Annotated in this window: 23 protein-coding genes; 12 read left to right on the top strand and 11 right to left on the bottom strand. The window is 57.0% G+C overall.

Translation table 11 applies throughout. The features are described from left to right. The first annotated feature begins 68 nt into the window (after positions 1–68). The 3 genes from BLV48_RS01190 to djlA are packed head-to-tail and all read left to right on the top strand — an operon-like array spanning position 69 to position 2,622. Positions 69–1,106 carry an aminoglycoside phosphotransferase family protein gene (locus BLV48_RS01190; protein ID WP_091821803.1) on the top strand — a complete coding sequence of 346 codons (1,038 nt, stop codon included), beginning with the start codon at positions 69–71 and terminating at the stop codon, positions 1,104–1,106. After that, positions 1,106–1,792 (top strand): N-acetylmuramate alpha-1-phosphate uridylyltransferase MurU, encoded by a 687-nt coding sequence (gene murU, locus BLV48_RS01185; RefSeq protein WP_091821800.1) that lies wholly within the window; start codon positions 1,106–1,108, stop codon positions 1,790–1,792. Before BLV48_RS01190 ends, murU begins: the two co-directional genes overlap by 1 nt. Positions 1,793–1,803: 11 nt before the next feature. Then, a complete protein-coding gene (gene djlA / locus BLV48_RS01180) occupies positions 1,804–2,622 on the top strand; it encodes a co-chaperone DjlA (RefSeq protein WP_091821798.1) in 819 nt (272 codons plus the stop codon). Between the two features lies 1 nt (position 2,623). On the opposite strand, the gene BLV48_RS01175 is transcribed toward djlA, so the two are convergent. Beyond that, entirely contained in the window at positions 2,624–3,673 is a 1,050-nt protein-coding gene (locus tag BLV48_RS01175) for a DUF3530 family protein (protein WP_175527529.1), read from the bottom strand. A gap of 113 nt (positions 3,674–3,786) precedes the next feature. On the opposite strand from BLV48_RS01175, the gene rpe reads away from it, so the two are divergent. From rpe to BLV48_RS01160, 3 genes are all read left to right on the top strand, one after another. Further along, on the top strand, positions 3,787–4,461 hold the full coding sequence (gene rpe / locus BLV48_RS01170) for a ribulose-phosphate 3-epimerase (protein ID WP_091821792.1): 675 nt from the start codon (positions 3,787–3,789) through the stop codon (positions 4,459–4,461). Continuing rightward, positions 4,461–5,141, top strand: coding sequence for a phosphoglycolate phosphatase (locus BLV48_RS01165; RefSeq protein WP_091821789.1), 681 nt, complete (start codon positions 4,461–4,463; stop codon positions 5,139–5,141). Before rpe ends, BLV48_RS01165 begins: the two co-directional genes overlap by 1 nt. Positions 5,142–5,254: 113 nt before the next feature. Beyond that, positions 5,255–5,842: a hypothetical protein gene (locus BLV48_RS01160; RefSeq protein WP_091821786.1), complete on the top strand. Its 588-nt coding sequence runs from the start codon at positions 5,255–5,257 to the stop codon at positions 5,840–5,842. Between the two features lie 90 nt (positions 5,843–5,932). Here BLV48_RS01160 and gatB read toward each other — a convergent pair whose 3' ends face one another. Genes gatB through gatC form a run of 3 tightly spaced genes read right to left on the bottom strand, consistent with a single transcriptional unit; the run spans position 5,933 to position 9,162 of the window. After that, complete coding sequence (gene gatB, locus BLV48_RS01155) at positions 5,933–7,387, bottom strand: Asp-tRNA(Asn)/Glu-tRNA(Gln) amidotransferase subunit GatB (protein ID WP_091821783.1); 1,455 nt, start codon at positions 7,385–7,387, stop codon at positions 5,933–5,935. A 2-nt stretch (positions 7,388–7,389) separates the two neighbouring features. Then, positions 7,390–8,847, bottom strand: coding sequence for an Asp-tRNA(Asn)/Glu-tRNA(Gln) amidotransferase subunit GatA (gatA, locus tag BLV48_RS01150; RefSeq protein WP_091821780.1), 1,458 nt, complete (start codon positions 8,845–8,847; stop codon positions 7,390–7,392). A gap of 27 nt (positions 8,848–8,874) precedes the next feature. Then, the gene (gene gatC, locus BLV48_RS01145) at positions 8,875–9,162 is read right to left on the bottom strand and encodes an Asp-tRNA(Asn)/Glu-tRNA(Gln) amidotransferase subunit GatC (protein WP_091821777.1); all 288 of its coding nucleotides are present in this window, start codon (positions 9,160–9,162) and stop codon (positions 8,875–8,877) included. Between the two features lie 213 nt (positions 9,163–9,375). Between gatC and BLV48_RS01140 the strand changes: the two genes are divergently transcribed. The 6 genes from BLV48_RS01140 to BLV48_RS01115 all read left to right on the top strand — a co-directional run bounded on the left by BLV48_RS01140 (position 9,376) and on the right by BLV48_RS01115 (position 17,497). Next, entirely contained in the window at positions 9,376–10,413 is a 1,038-nt protein-coding gene (locus BLV48_RS01140) for a rod shape-determining protein (protein WP_091821774.1), read from the top strand. 118 nt (positions 10,414–10,531) lie between these two features. Beyond that, positions 10,532–11,335, top strand: a complete 804-nt coding sequence (mreC, locus tag BLV48_RS01135; protein WP_302847855.1) for a rod shape-determining protein MreC — start codon at positions 10,532–10,534, stop codon at positions 11,333–11,335. After that, a complete protein-coding gene (mreD, locus tag BLV48_RS01130; protein WP_091821768.1) occupies positions 11,328–11,813 on the top strand; it encodes a rod shape-determining protein MreD in 486 nt (161 codons plus the stop codon). Before mreC ends, mreD begins: the two co-directional genes overlap by 8 nt. A 7-nt stretch (positions 11,814–11,820) precedes the next feature. Further along, positions 11,821–12,402 carry a Maf family protein gene (locus BLV48_RS01125; protein ID WP_091821765.1) on the top strand — a complete coding sequence of 194 codons (582 nt, stop codon included), beginning with the start codon at positions 11,821–11,823 and terminating at the stop codon, positions 12,400–12,402. A gap of 34 nt (positions 12,403–12,436) precedes the next feature. Continuing rightward, the gene (gene rng / locus BLV48_RS01120; protein WP_091821762.1) at positions 12,437–13,909 is read left to right on the top strand and encodes a ribonuclease G; all 1,473 of its coding nucleotides are present in this window, start codon (positions 12,437–12,439) and stop codon (positions 13,907–13,909) included. 12 nt (positions 13,910–13,921) lie between these two features. Continuing rightward, the gene (locus tag BLV48_RS01115) at positions 13,922–17,497 is read left to right on the top strand and encodes a YhdP family phospholipid transporter (RefSeq protein WP_091821759.1); all 3,576 of its coding nucleotides are present in this window, start codon (positions 13,922–13,924) and stop codon (positions 17,495–17,497) included. Positions 17,498–17,502: 5 nt separating this feature from the next. Here the strand turns inward: BLV48_RS01115 and yjgA are convergent, their stop codons facing one another. The 7 genes from yjgA to BLV48_RS01080 are packed head-to-tail and all read right to left on the bottom strand — an operon-like array spanning position 17,503 to position 22,914. Continuing rightward, a complete protein-coding gene (gene yjgA, locus BLV48_RS01110; protein ID WP_091821756.1) occupies positions 17,503–18,021 on the bottom strand; it encodes a ribosome biogenesis factor YjgA in 519 nt (172 codons plus the stop codon). Positions 18,022–18,032: 11 nt separating this feature from the next. Next, complete coding sequence (gene mgtE / locus BLV48_RS01105; RefSeq protein WP_091821753.1) at positions 18,033–19,382, bottom strand: magnesium transporter; 1,350 nt, start codon at positions 19,380–19,382, stop codon at positions 18,033–18,035. A gap of 53 nt (positions 19,383–19,435) precedes the next feature. Beyond that, on the bottom strand, positions 19,436–19,705 hold the full coding sequence (locus BLV48_RS01100; protein ID WP_091821750.1) for an HPr family phosphocarrier protein: 270 nt from the start codon (positions 19,703–19,705) through the stop codon (positions 19,436–19,438). Continuing rightward, on the bottom strand, positions 19,698–20,582 hold the full coding sequence (rapZ, locus tag BLV48_RS01095; RefSeq protein ID WP_091821748.1) for an RNase adapter RapZ: 885 nt from the start codon (positions 20,580–20,582) through the stop codon (positions 19,698–19,700). The genes BLV48_RS01100 and rapZ overlap by 8 nt, the downstream gene beginning before the upstream one ends. A gap of 1 nt (position 20,583) precedes the next feature. Continuing rightward, positions 20,584–21,045: a PTS sugar transporter subunit IIA gene (locus BLV48_RS01090; RefSeq protein ID WP_091821745.1), complete on the bottom strand. Its 462-nt coding sequence runs from the start codon at positions 21,043–21,045 to the stop codon at positions 20,584–20,586. Positions 21,046–21,066: 21 nt separating this feature from the next. Continuing rightward, complete coding sequence (gene hpf / locus BLV48_RS01085; RefSeq protein WP_091821741.1) at positions 21,067–21,357, bottom strand: ribosome hibernation promoting factor; 291 nt, start codon at positions 21,355–21,357, stop codon at positions 21,067–21,069. 51 nt (positions 21,358–21,408) lie between these two features. After that, on the bottom strand, positions 21,409–22,914 hold the full coding sequence (locus BLV48_RS01080) for an RNA polymerase factor sigma-54 (protein WP_091821737.1): 1,506 nt from the start codon (positions 22,912–22,914) through the stop codon (positions 21,409–21,411). Between the last annotated feature and the right edge of the window lie 36 nt (positions 22,915–22,950).

Here is a 22,950-nt window from a genome sequence, read left to right as displayed (position 1 = left end):
GTCGAGTACCATACCGAGCCATGCATGATAAAGCATTCACAACTTCAAGTGCTAGAGGATAAGGGCGAATGGGGCAACGGCTGAAACAGCTTTCAGAATGGGTACAGCAGCAGGCCGCTGCGCAGGAAATGGAGGTAGACGCTGAGCTGCAGGCAGTCTCCGGTGACGCCAGTTTCCGCCGTTATTTTCGAGCCACAGGCCCCGAGGGGAGCTGGATTGCCGTTGATGCGCCGCCCGAGCATGAGGATTGTGAGCCTTTTCTGGCCATAGCTCAGGCCTGGCATGCACAGGGCATTGCGGTACCGAGGGTGATTGCCAGCGACCTTGAGCTGGGCTTTATGCTGCTAGAGGACTTTGGGGACCAGCTTCTACTACCCCAGCTATCCGAAACAACGGTAGAGCAGCATTATGCCGCTGCCTTCGAAGCGTTACGGCAGATTCAGCGTACAACCGATCAGCCTGCATTACCCCCCTATGACCGTGTGATGCTGGCGCGCGAGATGGCGCTGTTTCCCGAGTGGTTTTTGACACGGTTGCTGGGACTGGAACTGCAGGAAGAGGAATACCACCTCCTTGGTCTGGTGGCCAAGCTGCTGATTGAATCCGCGCTGGCACAGCCGCAAATCAGTGTGCACCGAGATTACCACTCGCGCAATTTGATGCTGATCGACGATGGCCGGTTGGGCATTATCGATTTTCAGGATGCCGTATCGGGGCCTGTTACCTATGATCTGGTCTCGCTGTTGCGTGACTGTTATATCGACTGGCCAGACGAACAGGTGCGCTTCTGGGTGGAAGCGTTCCGTCAGCGCCTGAAGCAGGATGGTTTTGATGTTGCGGAGCAGGGGCTGTTTCAGCAGCAGTTCGATTTGATGGGCATGCAGCGCCATATAAAGGTGCTGGGTATTTTCGCCCGGCTTTGGCTACGCGACGGCAAGGCTGGATACCTGGATGACCTGCCCAGAACCTTTGCCTATCTTTACCGGGTCGCTTCACGCTATGAGGAGCTGGCGCCGTTCGTGCGCTGGCTGGATCGGCGAGTGGTACCTGCCTTCGTGGCGCATCCGCATTTTGCCGGCAAGCAGATCGAGCGTTGGTGGCAGTGATGCGAGCGATGATTCTTGCGGCAGGGTTAGGGACGCGTATGCGACCGCTGACCCTGACAACCCCCAAACCGCTGCTCAGCGTGGGTGGCAAGCGGCTGATTGAGTATCCCATTGAGCGGCTGGTGGCTGCCGGTGTTACCGATATCGTGATTAATCACGCTTGGCTGGGTCAGCAGATTGAGGATTACCTTCAGGATGGCAGTCGCTACGGGGCACGGATTCAGTACTCGCCCGAAATTGAGCCACTGGAAACGGGCGGAGGGATTCTGCAGGCTCTGCCGTTGTTGTGTGAGCGAGGCGATGAACCTTTTCTGGTACTCAACGGCGATGTTTTCAGTACTCATCCCTTGCACCAGTTGGCTCAAGTCGCGCCTGCTCAGGGTGGGGCACATCTGGTGTTGACTGACAACCCACCCTGGCATCCTGCAGGGGATTTTGTACTTCAGGCGTCTGGTCAAATCAGTGAGCAGGGTGAGCCACGACTGACCTTCAGCGGCATGAGTGTGCTTACTCCCCAGCTGTTCGAGGGGGTGACCGAGACCGCTTTTGCACTGGCCCCCTTGTTACGTGCAGCAATGGCGCGTGGACGGGTCAACGGTGAGCGTCATCAGGGCTGGTGGGAAGATGTTGGTACGCCAGAGCGTCTGGCGCAACTGGATCAACGCCTGCGTAACGGCAGGATTTAGGGGAGGGAATTATGGAAAACCTGTTGCAACAGTTGCGGCGTTACCGGGCCGGGGCAATCACTGGCGGTTTGATTGGGCTGCTCAGTGGCGGCCCTCTGGGTTTGCTGATCGGCGGTACGGTCGGCTTTCTGATTCAGCGTAGCCTGAGCGGCAAACTGCAGGCGTATAATCCGCAGCAATTGTTTTTTCGCGGTACCTTCAGTGTCATGGGCAAGGTGGCCAAGGCGGATGGGCGTGTAACCGAAAACGAGATCGCTTTTGCCCGTGAAGTCATGACCCGAATGAGCCTGAGCGAGGCGCGTCGACGTGAAGCGATTGAGCATTTCACGGAAGGTAAGCAGGACGATTTTGATATCGCCGCCGTATTGAGGCCACTTGCCATTGTGCTGCGCCAGCGGCCGACCGTGAAATTGATGTTCGTCGAGATTCAGCTGCAGGCAGCGATGGCAGATGGCGAAATTAGCCAGGCAGAGCAAGCTGTGCTGCAGCAGGTGTTTTCGGAACTGCGTTTCACGCAGCAGGAAATTGAGCTGCTGATGTCGCGCATGCGGGCAGAAGATGCTTTCAGACGCCACTCTTGGGAATCGCATCAGCAGCCTGGCTATAACGAGGCAGGCCTTTTGGCGGATGCGTATGGTGTAATAGGGGTTAGCCCCGAAGCCAGTGATGCCGATGTCAAAAAGGCCTGGCGCAAGCTTATGAGTCAGCATCATCCAGACAAACTCATTGCCAAAGGGCTGCCGGAAGACATGGTTCAGCTTGCCAAAGAGAAAACCCAGGAAATACAGGCTGCCTATGACCGTATCAAGGCGGCGCGTGGCATGAGGTGACTCATACCGCTCCGGGGCCGCTCGCCGGGCGTGGGTTGCGCATGCCCGGCGCGGTCTGGGTTTCGGGTGCTGGTAACTGTTTTGACTCTGGCACTTTTGGCTCGGCCAGTAATATCCGCTCCATAATCCCGCGCAGCTGGCGAACAAGTTGAGGCATTTCGTGCTGCCAGCCTATGAATACACCGGGCAGTCGGCTTTGATGATAGTCGAGCATCTCCGTGCGAATGGCCAGTTGGCGACGCAGTTGCGCGTCAGGTGCGGCTTCCGGGTAGCCGGGCAGTGGCAGGTAATATAGATCAATAATTCTGCCTTTAATCCGTGGCAACAGTTCAATCAGGTTGGCTTCGGAGGCTTCGCTCGGACGCGGATTGATCATCACCAGATCCCATTCATCTCCCAGCTCGGCTGCAAGGGCTGCCGCCCAGGGGGCACTGCTGCCTATGCCCAGCATTACGTTGATTTCGGTATCCTCATGGCTTCTCTGCTGCAACTCAGTGCGTGCCAGGGACAGTCGTTGGCGTACTTGATCAGCGAAAGGCATCTCGGGTGTTGCTTCGGCCGTGTCTTCTGATCCGGGTTGCGTTGGTTCAGTTTCAGTCTGGGGAGTGGGTGGTGTGTCTGGCGTTGTGCCGGCCCTAATCGCTCGCATGCTTGGCAGCGTGCGCTTGGGCAGAGCAGGGTTTGGAGGGCTTGGGGGCTGTAATATCAGCGTGTTCCAGCCATGCACCGAAAGATAACGGCTGATGGCCGTACCTTGCTCGGCCCAACCTGCGCCAACACCTGTATCCGGCATGATCACCAAATTGCCAACTGGAACAGGGGCAACACCCGGACGGAAAATCAAAAAAAAGGCAGTTTCTTCCAGCTCCAGGGAAATCAGCTCTGCATTCGCTTCGAGTTGCAGAAGCAGTAGCTCAGCACCATCAAGACTACCCGCCGAATGGCGTGCAGGGGCAGTATCATCGCCCGGGGGCTCTGTTTGCGCTTGCGCAAAGGCGAAAGGGATTAGAGTGCCGAGCATGAATGTGATGAGCTTCAAATAAATAGGCATGGTCTGATTATCGAGGCTGACTTGCATGGCCGCAAGGATTACTGGTGCGGGTGCTGAATAGCGTCGGCAGCTTGGGTACAATAGCCGCATTGTTAACCAGCGAACGAGTTCCCATGGCCGATTTCAAGATTGCTCCTTCCATTCTCTCCGCCGATTTTGCCCGTCTGGGGGAAGAGGTTGAACACGTACTGGCAGCCGGTGCGGACATTGTCCACTTTGATGTCATGGACAACCACTACGTGCCCAACCTGACCATCGGCCCGATGGTGTGCAAGGCGCTGCGTGACTATGGTATCACCGCACCCATCGATGCCCATCTGATGGTGAAGCCGGTAGACCACATGATCAGTGAGTTTCTGAAGGCGGGGGCAAGCTATATCACTTTCCACCCGGAAGCCTCCGAGCATATCGACCGTTCGCTGCAGATGATCCGCGACGGCGGCTGTCAGTCCGGCCTGGTGTTCAACCCGGCCACGCCGCTGCACTATCTGGATCATGTGATGGATAAGGTGGACATGATCCTGCTGATGTCGGTTAACCCCGGTTTTGGCGGCCAGAAATTTATTCCGGCTACATTGGACAAGCTGCGTCAGGTGCGCCAGCGCATCGATGAGAGTGGCTTTGATATCCGTCTGGAAGTGGACGGTGGCGTGGGTATCGGCAATATTGCCGAGATTGCGGCTGCCGGTGCTGACACCTTTGTCGCCGGTTCCGCCATTTTCAATACCGATGACTACGCAGCGACGATTGCGCAGATGCGCGACGAACTGGCGAAGGTCGCGGGCTGATGCGCAGTCTGTTCAATGGCGAGTTGCCCGCCTGTGTGATGTTCGACCTGGATGGCACGCTGGTGGACAGTGCGCTGGACCTGACGGCCGCTGTGGATAACATGCTGCAGGCGCTGGGGCGGAAGACGGCTGGTGAGGACAAGGTGCGCCAGTGGGTCGGCAACGGCGCACCGGTTTTGGTGATGCGTGCACTCACGGGCGAGATGTATCCGGCGGATGATGCCATCGAGCCGGAACTGTTTCAGGCGGCGTTCGAGGTGTTCCTGTCGGCCTATACCCAGAGTAATGGGCGCTACAGCAAACTCTATCCGGGTGTTGAAGAAGTGCTGTTGCATCTGCAGCACGCCGGTGTGCTCATGGCGGTGGTGACCAACAAGCCGATGGCATTTACCACGCCGCTGCTGCAGGCGCTGAAGATTGATCATTACTTTGATCAGGTATTAGGCGGTGACAGTCTGCCGGTGAAGAAGCCTGATCCGCTGCCGCTGCGGGTGGTGATGGAAACCCTGGGTTGTCAGCCTGAACAGGCACTGATGCTGGGGGATTCACGCAACGATGTGCTGGCCGCCCGCGCCGCCGGCTGCCCGGTGATCTGCGTCAGCTACGGTTACAACCACGGCGAGCCGGTGGAGAACTGCTCGCCGGATCGGGTTGTGGACAGTTTTGCCGAGCTGCTTTAAAGGGTATGGCTGGCCGGTAGACTAACACTGAGTATCGCCGAGTGCCTGTGGCGGAGCCCGGTGGGCATCAAAAGGCCTTTGATCTAAACCTCAGTACAAAAGGAGAGGGTCCAATGCGCCTGTTAGTCACGATTTTACTGACCATGACTGTTCTGGGCTGTACAAGCTATCCGCTGGGTCTTGATAAGGACAGCTGGCACGAGCTGTCGCCTCAGCAAAAGCTTGAGGCAAGCCAAAAGCAGGCGGATCTTGATCAGGCACGTGATCTCAGGTTGGCGCGAGAGGCCGAAGCCCGTGCTGAGGCCGCCCGTGAGGCAGCTAACAGGCTGATGCTGTTGCGGCAGCAGGCAAGATACGGTGAACGTGTCCAGTGTGTGCTTGAACCGATCAGTCATCATCGTTCAGGAGATTGGAGGAAGCTCGAACCGGCTGCACTGGATCTGGTATTGGGTGTGCAGGTGGAGGTTGAGTTCTACGAGCCGGGTCGTGCGTCCCAAGTCCGTGAAGCTGTTGCCTGGTTTGATGGCCAACGCGTCCAAATCTGCCCCGGCGAGTACGCGGCCCGGTATCGATCAGAGGCCTGCATCATTGCCGTTGGCCATTATCGGGACTATCAACGCGGTATGCGGCGCCAGATCGATTCAAAAGGCTTTCTTCAGGGGCAGCTGGATTGCAGCTTCGTTGGACGCGAGCGCCCTTGATGCATCAAGGGCGTTTGTAAAGCGCGTAAGCAAAAAGGCCGGTCTTCCGCAATGGAGGCCGGCCTTCACTACCTGACCCGTTTAGCGGGTTCAATCGCAGAGCGCGTCCAGCTTCTGCTTCAGGATGCCGGTGACGGCGCCCGGGTTGGCCTTGCCGCCCGTAGCCTTCATCACCTGTCCCATAAAGAAGCCAATCATCTTGCCGCGCTTGTCCGGTTCGGCGGCCTTGTACTGCTCCACCTGCTTGTCGGCATTGGCGATCACTTCGTCAACGATCTTCTCGATGGCGCCAGTATCGGTGACCTGCTTCAGGCCTTCGGCTTCGATGATCTCGTCAGCGCTGCCGCCCTTGCTCCACATCAGTTCGAACACTTTCTTGGCGATGTTGCCGGAGATGGTGTTGTCCTTGATGCGTACCAGCAGGCCGCCGAGCTGCTCGGCGGAAACCGGGCTGTCCTTGATGTCGGTGTCGTTCTGGTTGAGGAACTTGGCCAGTTCACCCATCACCCAGTTAGCGGCCAGCTTGGTATCGCCGGACAGTTTGACTACCTGCTCGTAGTAGTCGGCCTGCGGACGGTAGGCGGACAGCACACCTGCATCGTACTCGGACAGGTTGTAATCGCTGATGAAGCGCTCGCGACGGGCATCCGGCAGTTCCGGCAGGGTTTCGCGGATCGCATCGATATAGCTGTCATCGATAATGACCGGCAGCAGGTCAGGGCAGGGGAAGTAACGGTAGTCGTTGGCTTCTTCCTTGGAGCGCATGCTGCGGGTTTCGTTCTTGTCCGGATCGTACAGGCGGGTTTCCTGTACCACGCGGCCGCCGTCTTCGATCAGATCGATCTGGCGCGCCACTTCGGTGTCGATGGCGCGCTCGATGAAGCGGAAGGAGTTGATGTTTTTCAGCTCGGTGCGAGTGCCAAGCTCTTCCTGGCCCTTCGGGCGGATGGAAACGTTGCAGTCGCAGCGCATGGAGCCTTCGGCCATGTTGCCGTCGCAGATGCCGAGAGTGGTGACGATGGCGTGGATCTTGCGCGCATAGGCCGCCGCTTCCTTGGAGGTGCGCATGTCCGGTTCGGAGACAATCTCCACCAGCGGGGTGCCAGCGCGGTTCAGGTCGATGCCGGACATGCCGTGAAAGTCTTCGTGCAGGGACTTGCCTGCATCCTCTTCCAGGTGGGCGTGGTGGATACGCACGCGGCGCTGCACGCCGTCATCGGTCTCGATGTCGATGAAGCCCGGGCCAACGATCGGCTCGGCCAGCTGGGTGGTCTGGTAACCCTTGGGCAGGTCCGGGTAGAAGTAGTTCTTGCGCTCGAACACCGAGCGCTTGCCGATCTCGGCGTTGACTGCAAGGCCAAACATCACCGCCATGCGCAGGGCGTTTTCGTTGAACACCGGTAGGGTGCCTGGCAGCGCCAGGTCAACGGCGCAGGCCTGAGTGTTGGGCTCGGCACCAAAGGCGGTGCTGGCGCCGGAGAAAATCTTGGTTTTGGTCGACAGCTGGACGTGGATTTCCAGTCCGATAACAACTTCCCATTCCATGCTTACACCTCCACTCCGGCCGGAATCTGTTTATGCCAGTCAGTTGCCTGCTGGAACTGGTGCGCCACGTTGAGCAGCTTGGACTCGGCAAAGTAGTTACCGATGATCTGCAGGCCCACCGGCAGGCCCTGGGTTTGACCGCAAGGGATGGAGATGCCCGGCAGGCCGGCCAGGTTCAGTGACAGGGTGAAGATATCTTCCATGTACATGGAAACTGGGTCGCTGTTCTTTTCTCCCAGTTTGAAGGCCGGATGCGGTGTGGTCGGACCCATGATGACATCGACGTCGTTGAGCACATTGACGAAATCCTGCTGGATCATGCGACGGATCTGCTGTGCCTTGCGGTAGTAGGCATCGTAGTAACCGGCAGAAAGCGCGTAAGCACCCACCATAATGCGGCGCTTGACCTCGGTGCCGAAACCTTCGCCACGGCTGCGCTTGTACAGGTCTTCCAGATCCACCGGGTTGTCGCAGCGGTAGCCATAGCGTACGCCATCAAAGCGGGACAAGTTGGAGGAGGCTTCGGCCGGGGCCAGAATGTAATAGGCCGGAATGCACAGCTCGGTGTTGGGCAGGCTGACCTCTTTCACGGTCGCGCCCAGCTTCTCGAACTCGGCGACGGCATTGCGCACCTGTTCAGCGACGCCTGAATCCAGTGCGGCGGAGAAATACTCCTTGGGCAGACCGATCTTCAGCCCTGCCAGCGGCTGATTCAGCGCGGCGGTGTAATCCTCGGTGTCACGCTCGGCGCTGGTGGAATCCAGAGGGTCGAAACCGGCCATGGCGTTGAGGGTCATGGCACAGTCTTCGGCGGTCTGCGCCATGGGGCCTGCCTGATCCAGTGAGGAGGCAAAGGCGATCATGCCGTAGCGCGAGACGCGGCCATAGGTTGGCTTGATGCCGGTCACGCCGCACAGTGCTGCCGGTTGGCGGATGGAGCCACCGGTATCGGAACCGGTCGCAGTCGGGGTCAGGCGCGCCGCCACGGCTGCTGCCGAGCCACCGGAAGAGCCGCCGGGTACACGGTCGGTATCCCAGGGGTTGCGCACGGCGCCGTAGAAGCTGCTCTCGTTGGAGGAGCCCATGGCGAACTCATCCATGTTCAGCTTGCCCAGCATCACGCTGCCGGCGTTTTTCAGGCGGCTGACGATGGTGGCGTCGTAAGGAGAGATAAAGTTGTCCAGCATTTTGGATGCGCTGGAGGTGCGCACGCCCTGGGTGCAGAACAGGTCCTTGTGCGCGATCGGCAGACCGCAGAGCGCACCGGCCTTGCCAGCGGCACGTGCCTCATCGGCGGCCTTGGCTTGCGTAAGTGCCTGCTCTTCGGTAACGGTGATGAATGCGTTGTATTGGCCATCCAGCGACTTGATGCGCTGCAGGTAGGCCTGTGTCAGTTCTGTACTGCTGAAGTCGCCGTTATCCAGCCCGCGGGCCAGTTCAGCCAGTGTCAATTCAAACATTATCGGTAATCCTTGCTGCCGTAGGCATTACTCAATCACTCTGGGAACCAGAAACAGTCCGGCTTCTGTGGCCGGTGCGATGGCCTGCAGGGCTTCGCGCTGGTTGGGCTCGGTGACTTCGTCACGACGCAGGCGCTGAACGGCATCCAGTGGATGCGCCAGCGGCTCGACGCCTTCAGTGCAGGTGGCCTGCATCTGGTCAACCAGGCCCAGAATACTGTTGAGGGATTGGCTGTAGCCGTCGATATCGGCCGCATCGATCTGCAGCCGTGCCAGATGTGCAATCTGTTCCACATCGGATCGGTCCAGTGACATAGGTCCGCTTCTCGCTCTGATCAGTCTGTTGGCTTAAGGGCGCCTGAATAGGACAGGCCCCCGCAACAGTTGGGTTTGGAAAGGGTGAAAGGCGCATAAGATAGCATGTTTGAACCTTGCCCAAAATCCCTGCCGTTGTTAGAGTTGTGTGCTTTCAGAAATGCGGCCAGTTCGGTAAGGCCTGTCAGGCAATTTCAGGGTAACCACGTCATCATGTTTAAGAAAATTCGAGGCCTGTTCTCCAGCGATCTGTCCATCGATCTGGGCACCGCCAATACGTTGATTTACGTCCGTGACAAGGACATTGTGCTGAACGAGCCTTCGGTGGTCGCCATTCGTGTCAACGGCAACCAGAAATCCGTGGCAGCGGTGGGGTCTGATGCCAAGCGCATGCTGGGTCGTACTCCGGGCAACATTACCGCCATCCGGCCTATGAAAGACGGCGTGATCGCCGACTTCCATGTCACTGAAAAAATGCTGCAGTACTTTATCAGTAAGGTACATGACAACAGCTTCATGACCCCCAGCCCACGAGTGCTGGTGTGTGTGCCCTGCAAGTCGACTCAGGTTGAACGTCGCGCCATCAAGGAATCCGCTATCGGTGCCGGTGCTCGTGAAGTTTATCTGATTGAAGAGCCAATGGCAGCGGCGATCGGCGCGGGTCTGCCGGTTGAAGAAGCCAGCGGCTCCATGGTGGTTGATATCGGTGGTGGTACTACTGAGATTGCCGTGATCTCCCTTAACGGTATTGTGTACGCGGAGTCTGTGCGCGTCGGTGGTGACCGTTTTGACGAAGCAATTGTGACCTATGTGCGTCGCAACTACGGCAGCCTGATCGGTGACGCCACCGCCGAGCGCATCAAGCAGGAGGTGGGCACGGCTTACCCTTCCAGCGAAATTCTCGAAATTGATGTGCGTGGTCGTAATCTGGCAGAGGGTATTCCCCGCAGCTTTACGCTCAACAGCAACGAAATTCTGGAAGCGCTTCAGGAGCCACTGTCTGCCATCGTGCAGTCGGTCAAGAGTGCTCTGGAACAATGCCCGCCTGAGCTGGCCGCTGATATTGCCGAACACGGTATTGTGCTCACCGGCGGTGGTGCATTGCTGCGCAATATCGACCGTCTGGTCAGCGAAGAAACCGGTCTGCCGGTAATTGTGGCGGAAGATCCGCTGACCTGTGTTGCCCGTGGCGGCGGCAAAGCCCTCGAAATGCTGGATAAGCACTCCTTTGAACTGCTGACCTACGAGTGACAGCGGGTGCAGTGGCAACTGTTGAGTAACCCCGGCCGCCTGCGCCCGGTTTTACGGGAGGTGGGTTATTAAACCGATCTTCCGTGGCGGTTCACCGCGTCGACTGTTTCTGTTGCTGGTGTTTCTGGCTGTGCTGCTGATGGTGGCCGACCTCAACTGGCCCAAAATGAAGGAAGGTCGTGCCTGGCTTTCCCTCGTTGTAACACCATTGCAGTGGGTGGTGGATATACCATCCCGGCTAGCTGACAGCCTCTCGGATGTGGTGGTGGAGCGTGCCAGTCTTGTGCGTGAAAACCAGAGCATGAAAGCGGAGGCGCTGGTACTGGAGCGCAAAGTGCAGCAAATGGCAGCACTGACAGCCGAGAATATTCGCCTGCGTGAGCTGCTCAGTGCCGGTGAGCGCGTAGAGGCACCCACTCGTCTGGCGGAGCTCATAGGCGTAAACCCTGACCCCTTTCAGCATGAAGTAATCCTCAATCGCGGCTCGGAAGACGGGGTCTTTATTGGCGAGCCGGTACTGGATGCCGGTGGTGTCATGGGGCAAGTGGTGTCGCTGGCGCACTATACCAGCCGGGTTATGCTGGTGACGGATGCCCGCTCTGCGGTGCCTGTTGAAGTCAATCGAAATGGCTACCGTGGCATTGCGCTTGGCAAGGGCGTCTTAAATGAGCTGGAGCTGGAGCATGTGCCCGATACGGCTGACATTCGTGTGGATGATCTGCTGCTGACCTCAGGTTTGGGTGGACGTTTTCCGCGCGGCTATCCTGTTGCCCGAGTGACGGAAGTGATCCGCGATCCGGGACGCCCCTTCACGCTGGTGAAAGCGGAGCCTTCGGCGCGACTGGACCGCAGCCGCCACCTGTTACTGGTCGAGTATCATCCGGTGCTGCCCGCCCCGCAGGAAGAGGTTGCGGATGAGTGAGGTGCGTGGCGGAGGTTTAATCATCTTTGCCACTTTTTTGGTAGGGCTGGTGCTGAGCCAGATGCCGCTGCCGGACCTGCTGGTATGGGCTAGGCCTGAATGGGTCGTGCTGATGCTGATCTACTGGGTTATGGCCTTGCCACACCGGGTGGGTCTCGGCAGTGCCTTTATGCTCGGCATTCTGCTGGATGTGGTGCGTGGCAGCGTGCTTGGCCTCAGCGCCCTGTCACTGACATTGATCGCCTTTCTGGTGCTGGTATTGTACAAGCGCCTGCGCATGTTCCCGCTCTGGCAGCAGTCGCTGATGGTACTGGTGCTGGTGGGTATCAATCAGCTGCTGTTTCACTGGATGCAAAGTGTTACCGGCACCACGGGCGAGTCATTACTGTTTCTGCTGCCATCGCTGGTCAGCGCGCTGGTCTGGCCCTGGCTGTACCTGCTGCTGCGGGCCGTTCGTCACACCTTCTACATACAGTGAAACTGTTATGCCACATCTGATTCTGGCTTCAGCCTCCCCGCGCCGACGTGAACTGCTTGAGCAGATCGGCGTCCATTTCGACTGTCGTCCCGTTGATATCTGTGAAGATCCTCTGCAGCAGGAGTCCGCTCGTGAATATGTGACTCGCCTGGCACAAGAGAAGGCATTGGCTGGACTGGAACAGGCGGGTGGCGATTCGGTGGTGTTGGGTTCTGATACTACCGTAGCCATAGATGATCATATTCTGGCCAAACCTGCCAATGAGGATGAGGCTGTGGCAATGTTGATGCAGTTGTCTAGCAGGCGCCATCAGGTGTTGACCGCTGTCGCGTTGGCCGCAGAGGGGAAAGTCGAAGTCTGCTGTGTAGAAACGGATGTGGAGTTCATTGAGCTGGATGATGCGCGTTGTCGCCAGTACTGGCGTACCGGTGAGTCTTGCGACAAAGCCGGTGCCTATGGCATACAAGGGTTGGGAGCGGTGTTTGTCAAAAGCATTAATGGCAGTTATTCGGCTGTTGTGGGCTTGCCGTTGATGGAGACGGCTGCAATGCTGCAGAAGTTTGATATCCCGTTATGGCAGCCAAACTGAACTATAAAGAATCAGCTGATCGAGGACACAGAGGATGGGTGAGGAGATCCTGATTAACTTCACGCCAATGGAAACGCGTGTGGCAGTGATCGAAAACGGTATGCCCCAGGAGATCTACGTGGAGCGTGCCAAGCGGCGTGGTATCGTCGGTAATATCTATATGGGCAAGGTTGCCCGCGTGTTGCCCGGCATGCAGGCGGCATTTATCGATATCGGTCTTGAGCGTGCCGCGTTTATTCATGTAGATGAAGTGGTGGATCAGAGCCTGCCGGCTGAGCAGCGTAATTCGACCTCTATCTCGCAGGTGCTGCGTGAAGGGCAGGGGTTGCTGGTACAGGTGACCAAGGACCCAATCGGGACCAAGGGTGCGCGTCTGACCACTCATATCTCGATTCCGTCGCGCTATCTGGTCTTAATGCCTGGCAGTACTCACATCGGAATCTCGCAACGCATAGAAGATCCGCAGGAGCGAGAGCGTCTGCGCAACCAGATGCAAGGGTTGATGCAGACAGAGGCAACCGCTACCCCGGAATGGGGTGTGATCCTGCGCACTGTGGCAGAAGGTGTGACTGAGGTTGAACTGGAGAGTGATCTGCAGTTCCTGCGACGCCTGTGGGAATCCATTCGATACAAAATCAAGCAGGTCAAGCCGCCTGCCATCGTGTATGAGGATCTGCCGCTGAATATGCGTGCCTTGCGAGACATGGCACATGCCGGTGTTGAACGGATCCGAATCGACTCACGCGAAACCTTTCAGCGTGCACAGGAATTCGTTCAGGCACTCGTACCCGAAATCGAGGAAAAGCTGGAGTATTACCCTGGCGAGCGTCCCATTTTCGATATGTTCAATGTCGAAGAAGAGATGCAGAAGGCGCTGGGGCGCAAGGTCGAACTCAAGTCCGGTGGTTATCTGATTTTTGATCAGACCGAGGCAATGACAACGGTAGATGTGAACACTGGCGCATTTGTGGGCCATCGCAACCTCGAAGAAACCATCTTCAAAACCAATCTTGAAGCGGCCACAGCCATCGGTCGTCAGTTACGCCTGCGTAACCTGGGCGGCATTATCATCATCGACTTTATCGATATGGAAGATCCCGACCACCAACGCCAGGTATTGCGCACCCTTGAGCGTGTGTTGGAGAAGGATCACGCCAAATGCAAGGTGACCGGTGTGTCAGAGCTGGGTCTGGTTGAGATGACCCGCAAGCGCACGCGTGAGAGCCTGGAGCAAGTGCTGTGTGAGCCCTGCAGTCACTGTCAGGGGCGGGGTTCACTGAAAACGCCAGAGACGGTGTGCTACGAAATTTTCCGTGAAATCCTGCGCCAGCATCGGGCGTATGACACCGAGACCTATTTGGTACTGGCAGCACAGTCGGTGGTGGATCACCTGCTGGATGAGGTGTCTGACCATGTGGCAGAGCTGGAGGCCTTTATCGGCAAGACGGTACGGTTCCAGGTTGAGCCGATGTATACCCCGGAACAGTTTGATGTTGTACTGCGCTGATACGGAGCGTCGATGCGTCGTCATTTGAGTCGTGCCTGGTGGTTTTTTTTGCTGCTGTTGCTGTTGTTGGCATTGCTGCTGACGGCTGCGAGGCTGGCGCTGGAGTCTGCGGATCGCTTTCGTCCGCAGGCTGAGCGCTGGCTCAGTGAAGTACTGGCGCTTCCGGTACAGCTTGGCAGTATGCAGGGCAGTTGGCGCTATGCCTATCCGGTAATGGAGGTTCAGGGTATTTCGGCAAGCACTTCTGCCGATGATCCCGGTGCTGGCGGTAGGCTGCAGATTGACAGGCTTGAAGTTGAGCTGGATCTGCTTGCTTCCTTGCTGGAGGGAATGCCGATCTTTCAACGCTTTGAAGTTGAGGGTGTAGATCTGCGCTGGCACCAGCGCGAAGGGCATTGGCTGCATCGTCCGGGTGCTGCGCCCGGCAGGCAAGATCAGGGGGTGTCGCCATCCGCCTGGGAACAGCTGGTTGGTTTGCTGGTCCGTCAGCCCTATGCAGTCATTCGGGATGTCCACATTACTCTGATACCGGAGCAGGGGGTGCCGCTTGTTATTACTCCGGCTGATCTGGAGCTGGAGAACGCCCCTCAGGAACACCGCCTGAGTGGCCTGTTCCGTATGCCGGAACTGGGCGCCGATGCGGGCGTGCATTTTGCGATTGAAACCGATCTGGCAACTTCGGACCCACTCAAGGCCCGCTACCGTTTTTATCTGCAGGTTGAGGATCTGGGGCCGGAGCTGTTTCAAATGCTGGAGCTTGAGCCTGAGCTGGCGGCGCTTGATCTGGATCTGGAGCTTTGGGCCGATGTTCGTAATCAGCAATTGCAAAGTCTGCAGGCTGAAGTTGGCTTTGAACAGCTGCAGTTAACTGATCCTGCTCTATCTCAACCTCAGGCGGGGCGCTTTACAGCGGCGTTGCTACAGAATGATCAGGGATATCAGCTTCAGTTACAGCCGATTACCCTGGTGCATGAACAGGCGCAGTTGACCTTGCCCCTGCTGGTAGCTGATTTTGGCTGGCAAGAGCGGCAACTTGATCTCAGGCACGCCTTCATATCGGAGCTGGACCTTACAGCAACCGAAGCCTGGCTTGGTGTTGCAGAGGATATTGCCCCAAATTTTGTCAAGCTGCTGCAGCAGTTGAAGCCCCGTGGTGTGTTGCGACAGTTGAGGCTCAAGAAGCCCGTTAATGGTAACTGGAGTGATCTGACCCTGAGCGCAGAGCTTGACGAAGTTGGGGTCAATGGCTGGCACGGTGCTCCGGCACTGGAGGGTGTCAGTGGGGAGCTGCTTGCCAACCTCGATGCTGGCTTGATCCGGCTTAATAGCCAGACCTTTGATATGCACTTCCCTGAGCTTTATCCACAGGGCTGGAGCTATGAGCAAGCCAGTGGTGAAATCCGCTGGCAGCGAGATGAGGCTGGCATCAGGGTCAGCGGCGAACAACTGCAGCTGCATAATCAGCAGACCAATGCAGCGGGGCGTTTCAGTATTGATCTGCCCTTTGATCCTGAACAGCAGGCTGACCTGATCCTGATGATCGGGATGACAGACAGTGACGGCAGTCAGGCACCACTCTATACCCCTGAAAAAGAGGTAGGCACCGGCCTGTACAGCTGGCTTGAACGTGCGGTCAAGGCAGGGCGGTTGCGTCAAGCAGGCATGTTACTCAGAACCGGTACTCGATCTCTTGGCAAGAGCTCGACCCCTGTGGTCCAGCTATTTTTTGATATCGAGGATGCACGGCTGGATTATCAGCCGGGCTGGCCAGCCATTGAGCAGGGTGATCTGTTTGTACTTGTAAAGGATCAGGGGCTGGCGATCAATATCAACCGGGCTACACTTCTCGACAGCGATATCTCCTCTGGCTGGGCTTACCTGCCACCGGGCAGTCGACAGTTGGAGATTGAGACTCTGCTGGATGGTCCGGCCAGTGATATCGATAAGGTACTCAAAACCACTCCACTGGCCAATCTGGTGGGGCAAGAGCTGCAGCGATGGCAGCTGGAAGGGCAAGCAGACACCCGTCTGGGACTGAGCATTCCGCTTGTTGAAGAGCAACCACCCGATGTACGTGTTGCCGTGGATCTCCACAAGGGGCGTTTTGGTTCACAGGCTCTCGGGCTTGAGCTGGATAATGTCGAAGGACACTTCACGTATACCAATGCTCGTGGCTTCAGTGCCCGAGATATCCAAGCGCAGGCATGGGGAGGCCCGGTCAGCGCCAGCGTGACTACCGAGCGTGATAGAGTGAGCGTCAGTCTGCAGGGGCAGACTGACCTGAAGGCCCTGAACCGCTGGCTGGAACAGCCACTTCTGGATATGGTGACGGGTGCGACCCACTGGCAGGGTGAACTGCTGCTCTGTGCTGATACCACGTGTCCGAGCCTTGAACTGAGCAGTAATCTGATTGGAGTGGAGTTGCCGTTGCCCGGTGTCTTGTTCAAGCCGGCAGAGGTCGCAGCACCTCTGAACCTGAAACTGAATTTGAGTACGCCGGTTCAGATACAGGAAGTTGAGTTGGAACTTGCGCGCGTCGGTACAACGGCCGAAACCATTAAACTCCGCGGCGCAAACGAGGCTTCCGGGCTTGCGGTTGAAATCAGAGGTGCTGACCTGCAGGGTAAGGTGTTACTGCCGCATGCGGATGAGCCACTGAAGATCCATCTTGAGCGGTTGCAGCTGAATGCACTGATGCAGGATGAAGTACCCGAGACCGAAGCCGCGGTGGAAAGGGACGATTTTTATCCACAGTTGTTGGGGCGTACGCGCCTGCCTGCAGCCGATGTCAGGGTAGATTCACTCTGGTTGGGTGAAAAGGTACTGGGTGACTGGCGTTTCAGTCTGCGTCCGGATGAGCGAGGTACCCGCATATCTTCACTGGAGGCCTACCTGGATCAACTTATATTGCGAGGTGAGGCACATTGGAGCCAGCAGGCTGAGCAGCAAACTGAGCTGACGCTAAGGCTGGTGGGGGATGATATCGGCGCGCTGCTTGAGCGCTGGCACTATGGTCGTGTACTTGAAACAAGCCAGGTGGAATCATTGTTGCAGCTCAACTGGAAAGGTGCACCCTGGGACGTAAAACTGGATCGCCTGAATGGCGAGCTGCAGTTCTCGACCCGAGAGGGGCGTCTGATAGAAACGGCTGAAAGCACCAATCTGCTGCGGGTTTTCGGGATACTGAACTTCAACTCACTGGCGCGTCGACTTCGACTCGATTTCAGCGATCTGTTGAAGAAAGGGGTCAGCTTTGACCGTCTGGATGGACATTACCGGCTACAGCAGGGGGTTGCTGCCACCGTTGAGCCTCTGGTCATGGTGGGTCCGTCTGCCAATATGAGTATTCAGGGGCAGGTGAATCTGGCTGAAGGTACTCTGGACAAGGAGGTCGAGGTGGCCTTGCCAATCAGCAGTAATGTGCCGTTGGCAGCAGTGTTGCTTGGAGCGCCCCAGGTAGCCGGTGCTGTATTCGTGATCGACAAATTGATTGGCGATCGGCTGGAGCACTTCTCGACACTGCGCTATCGACTCAGTGGCAGCTGGGAAAATCCGGAGCTCGAGCTATTGACTGGCTCCGGTGACTGAGTCTGTCAGACTTCGTTTAGCTCGCGAATATACTTGAACAGTTTGCGCGCATTCACGGGAGGCTTCTCCAGCTGGCGTTCGCGCTTGGCATTGCGTACCAGCTGGCGCAAGTGTTGAATATCCGCTCCCGGGTGGGCAGCGATAAAACTTTGCAGCGTTTCGTTGTCTTCGCTGATCAAGCGTTCACGCCAGCGCTCCAGCTCATGAAACAGCTGGTTGTGGGCTGCCGTAGCGGAGTCGAAGCGGTCAACCACTTCGCGAATTGCGTCCGCATCCGCTGTACGCATCAGTTTGCCAATGAATTGCAGGTGGCGTCGCTTGGCTCCATTGGCCTTTATGCGACTGTATTCATCCAGTGCGGCACGCAGGCGGTCATCAATCGGCAGTTTCTCTCGCTGGTCCGGGCGCAGTTCAGTCATCCGCTGACCCAAATTCTGCAGCTCATCTGCATCACGCTTGAGCTGGGACTTGCTTGGCGGCAGCTGTTCTTCGTCATCATGCTGCAGGTGGTCAAAATCGCTCATAACAGTTTCCATCAGGCAAAAAACAGGGTCGCCAGTCCCAGAAAGGCGAAAAAGCCCACCACGTCAGTGATGGTTGTCAGCAGGACGCCTCCGGCCAGTGCAGGGTCTATACCCATTGATTTCAATATCGTTGGCAGCAGGGTGCCGGCCATGGCGCCGGCAATCAAGTTGATTACCAATGCCATGGCGATCACGATACCAACCGTCATGTCCTGAAACCAGAGTACAGCCACTACGGCAACGACCAATGCCCAAAGCATCCCGTTCAACAGCCCTACCACCAGCTCTCGGTTGAACAGCCAGCCGATATTGGAGCGCTCGATATGCCCCAGGGCCTGACCGCGGATCACCAGTGTCAGTGTCTGGCTGCCGGCGATGCCCCCCATAGAGGCAACAATCGGCATCAGTACGGCCAGCGCGACCACTTTATCAATCGTGGCCTCAAAAAGACCGATGACCGCGGATGCCGCAAAGGCGGTTATCAGGTTGATACCAAGCCAGACTGCACGCCGGCGGGTGGTTTTCATGATCGGCGCAAAGGTATCTTCGTCGTCATCAAGGCCGGCCATGCTCATCAGTGAGTGATCAGCATCTTCGCGGATGACATCGACTACGTCATCAATGGTGATACGGCCCAGCAGGCGGCCCTCTTCATTGACTACCGGGGCCGAGATCAGGTCCAGTTGTTCGAACAGGCGGGCGACGCTTTCATCCGGCATGTCGGCCGGAATCGGCTCTACATCGGTTTGCATGATTTCACGCACCAGTACGCCGGGATCTGCCGTGAGCAAGCGGGTCAGTGGCAGTACACCAATGTAGGAGTCCTTGCGGCTCACAACGAACAGGGTGTCAGTCATTTCCGGGATATCTTTGTGGCGGCGCAAATAGCGCAGTACCGTTTCCACATTGATGTCGGGTCTGATAGTCACTGTATCCGTGTTCATCAGACCGCCGGCGGTATCCTCCGGGTACGCCAGTACTTCCTCAACCCGCTCACGATTCTGCTGGTCCATGATCTGCAGCAGCTCCTTCATGACCCGTTCGGGCAGCTGCTGCAGGATGTCAGCCATGTCGTCCGTTTCCAGCGACTCGGTAATGGCGAGTACTTCTGAAGCCTCCATGCGGCTCAGGATTTCGGTCTGGGCATCGTCCCCCAGGTACTGCAATACCTCACCTTCCAGCTCCTGGTTGAGCAGGTTCCACAGAATCTGGCGCTCGCGAGGAGGTGTCTTTTCCAGCAGGTGCGCCACTTCAACCGGCTTTAGCCCCTTGTTGAGCATGAACCTCAATTGCTGCAGTTCACCGACCTCAAGCGCGGCGCTCAATGCTTCCAGGTTGGATTTGGTTTCCTGCTGACTCATGGCGGATCTCGATCGGAGGTGGGCGCTTGTCCGGGGAAAAGGGGAGCGCGATCTTATTCGGGCTCGTCAAAGCGATTGTTGATCAATGCGGTGATGGCATTAAGCGCCTCAGGGGCATCATCCCCTTCAGCGACAAGCGCGATTTCAGTACCTTTGCTGGCGGCCAGCATCATCACGGACATGATGCTCTTGCCATCCACTTCGCGGCCATCCTTGTTGATGCGGATGTTGGCATTGAACTGATTGGCCAGCGTGACCAGCTTGGCAGCGGCGCGGGCGTGCAGGCCCAGCTTGTTGATAATGGTCAGTCGCGTTTCAATCATGGTGTGGTCCTGCGGCAGGCTGACTCAGTTCTCGGTGTAGCACCTGCACATTATCCATATGCCCGCGGAAATAACCAGCCAGTTGCTCGGCAATATAGACCGAGCGGTGTTGGCCTCCGGTGCAGCCAATTCCGATTGTGATGTAGCTGCGATTATTGGCCTGGAACTGAGGCAGCCACTTGCTTACGAAGGCCTGTATGTCGTTCACCATCTCGGTGACCTCGGGCGACTGGCGCAGAAACTCGATCACCTCGGTGTCGAGGCCGGTATGACGGCGCAATTCAGGGACCCAGTATGGATTGGGCAAGGCCCGTACATCGAAGGTGAAATCGGCATCGAGCGGTACACCATGCTTGAAGCCAAATGACTCAAATTGCAGTGACAGAACCTGTTCACTGCGCCCGGCAACACGCAGTTTGACTTCGTCACGCAGCTCATAAAGTGATAGCCGCGTAGTATCGATGCGCAGATCAGCGAGATTGGCGATGGGCTCAAGCAGGCTGCGTTCGGTTCGAATTGCTTGCTGTAGGCTCTGTTGTTTATCGGTGAGCGGGTGACGCCGCCGGGTTGCGTTATAGCGTCGCAGCAGAGTAGCTTCACCAGCATCAAGAAACAGGGTTTCGGTGCTCAGCTTGGACTGTTCACGCAGAGTGCGCATCACACTGGGGAACTGTTTCAGGTTGCTCAGAAGGTTGCGAGCATCAATGCTGACGGCAATTTCTCGATTAGGGTTTTCCTCAGCCAGCATCAGTCGGATCAGCTCGGGCAGAAGCAGGGCCGGCAGGTTGTCGATGCAGTAGAAACCGACATCTTCCAGTGCCTGCAGGGCGGTGCTTTTGCCTGAGCCGGAGCGGCCGCTGATGACGACCAGTCGCATGTCAGGCGCCTCTGCAGAGAGTTTGAACGCGATCCAGCAGGCTTGAGGAATCTTCGCAGCTGCGCAGTGATTCACGGGTGCTGGAGTCGTTGAACAGCTCTGCCAACCCTGCCAGTGTCTGCAGGTGCTCTTCAGCGCCGTCTTCGGGAACCAGTAGGAAGCAGATCAGGTCGACTGGACGGTTGTCGATGGCATCGAAGTCAATCGGGCTGGACAGCGTCATCAGTAATCCGATGGCTGTTGTAACACCTGGAATTCTGCAATGAGGAATGGCAACGCCTTCACCGATACCGGTGCTGCCAAGGCGTTCTCGGTTGATCAGGCCGCTGAAGATATCTTCAGCGGCCATGCCGTCCAGCTGCTCGGCGATAGTCTGGCTGGCGAGCTCAAGCGCTCGCTTTTTGCTGACCACATCGACGTGGCAGAGTGTACGGGATGAGGTCAGCAGTTCTGATAGTTGCATGTCGTGACGTGCTGCTACCGGTTATTTGTGGGATTTGAGTTTTTCTTTGTGCTTGATGATCTGGCGGTCAAGCTTGTCCACCATGCCATCAATTGCAGCATACATGTCGTCATGCTCATGCGCTGCGAATACTTCACCGCCGGCCAGGTGGATATCGGCTTCGGCCTTCTGGCGCAGCTTCTCGACACTGAGGGTGACCTGTACATTGGTGATGTTATCGAAGTGGCGTTCCAGTCGGTCGAACTTGGTACGTACATATTCGTTCAGGGCGTCAGTCAGTTCGACGTGATGGCCAGTGATGTTGATCTGCATAGGTTTTCTCCTCGTCATAAAGCACGTTCTTCCGGCGTGCCTGTAGTTTCATTAAACCAGACGCTTGCGCTCATTAGAAGGCGGAATGTTCATCGCTTCACGATATTTTGCCACTGTGCGTCTGGCTACGTTAAATCCTTGCTCTTTCAGCAGGTCGGCTATCTTGTTATCACTGAGAGGTTTTGCGGTATTCTCCGCGCTGATCAGCTTCTTGATCAAGGCACGAATGGCGGTAGAGGAGGCAGCACCTCCGTCTGACGTGCTCACATGGCTGGAGAAAAAATACTTCAGCTCGAAGATGCCTCGGGGTGTATGCATGTATTTCTGGGTAGTGACACGGGAAATGGTTGATTCGTGCATCTCTACGGCTTCAGCGATGTCATGCAGAACCATCGGCTTCATACCCTCTTCACCTTCCTCGAAAAAATCGATCTGGCGGGCCACGATCTCGGTGGCGACCTTGAGCAGGGTTTCGTTGCGACTCAGCAGGCTCTTCAGAAACCAGCGCGCTTCCTGTAGATGGTTTTTCAGATAGGTGTTGTCAGCGCTGTTGTCGGCCCGTCTTATAAGATCAGCATAGTCGGTATTGATACGCAGCTTGGGGGATGCCTCTGAGTTCAGGCTTACATTCCACTGCCCCTGCACCTTGCGCACCACCACATCGGGTATAACGTACTCTGACTGTTCACTGCTGATGCTGGTGCCCGGTTTTGGATTAAGCGACTGGATCAGACTGATGATCTGTTGCAGGGCCTCTTCCTTCAGGCGCATGCGGCGCATCAAGGTACGATAGTCATGGTTGCCGAGCAGACCCAGGTGATCGCGTACCAGGCGTAATGCCTCTTTCAGCATCGGAGTGTTTTCAGGCAGCTGGCGCAGCTGTATCTGCAGACATTCGCTCAGGTCTCGTGCGCAGACACCGGGCGGGTCAAACTGTTGCAGGCGGTGCAGTACCGTTTCAATCTCTTCAAGCTCGGCATCTGCAAACAGCTGGGGTTCGCTCCGGGTGAAGTGTTCCAGAACTTCATCTACGTCCGTGCGTAGATAGCCATCCGGATCGACAGCATCGATAAGGGCCATGGCGACCATACGGTCAGGGTCACTCATGGGGGTAAGGTTGAGCTGCCACAGCAGGTGATCCTGAAGGCTGTCTTCGGCCGAGTCGTTATCACCGGGTTCCCAGTCATCATCACGGGCAGGACCGGGTGTACTCTGGTGCTGGAAGGTATCATCCCAGTTGCTGTCGGTGGACAGCTCACGAGGGATTTCATCATTCCAGCGCTCTTCCAGTGCGCTTTCGTCCCAGCTGTCCTCGTCAGCGGTGTCGTTAGAGAGGCTGTCGGCAGAGGCGTCGTGACGATCATCACGGGCTTCAGTCTGGGCTTCTTCGGCGCTGTCCAGTTCCTCCTCGACTTCCAGCAGTGGGTTACTCTCCAGGGCTTCCTGGATCTCCTGCTGCAGGTCCAGCGTTGACAGTTGCAGCAGACGTATTGCTTGTTGCAACTGGGGTGTCATCGTCAGATGCTGGCCGATCTTGAGTTGTAACGATTGCTTCATATCAGAGCTGCCAGGTGGACGGAGTGGATGTACATG

Origin of the sequence: Marinobacterium iners DSM 11526 (assembly GCF_900107855.1) — a bacterium.
GTDB lineage: Bacteria > Pseudomonadota > Gammaproteobacteria > Pseudomonadales > Balneatricaceae > Marinobacterium > Marinobacterium iners.
The sequence above is the reverse complement of the archived record's forward strand: the minus strand, read 5'-3'. Positions and strand labels throughout refer to the sequence as shown.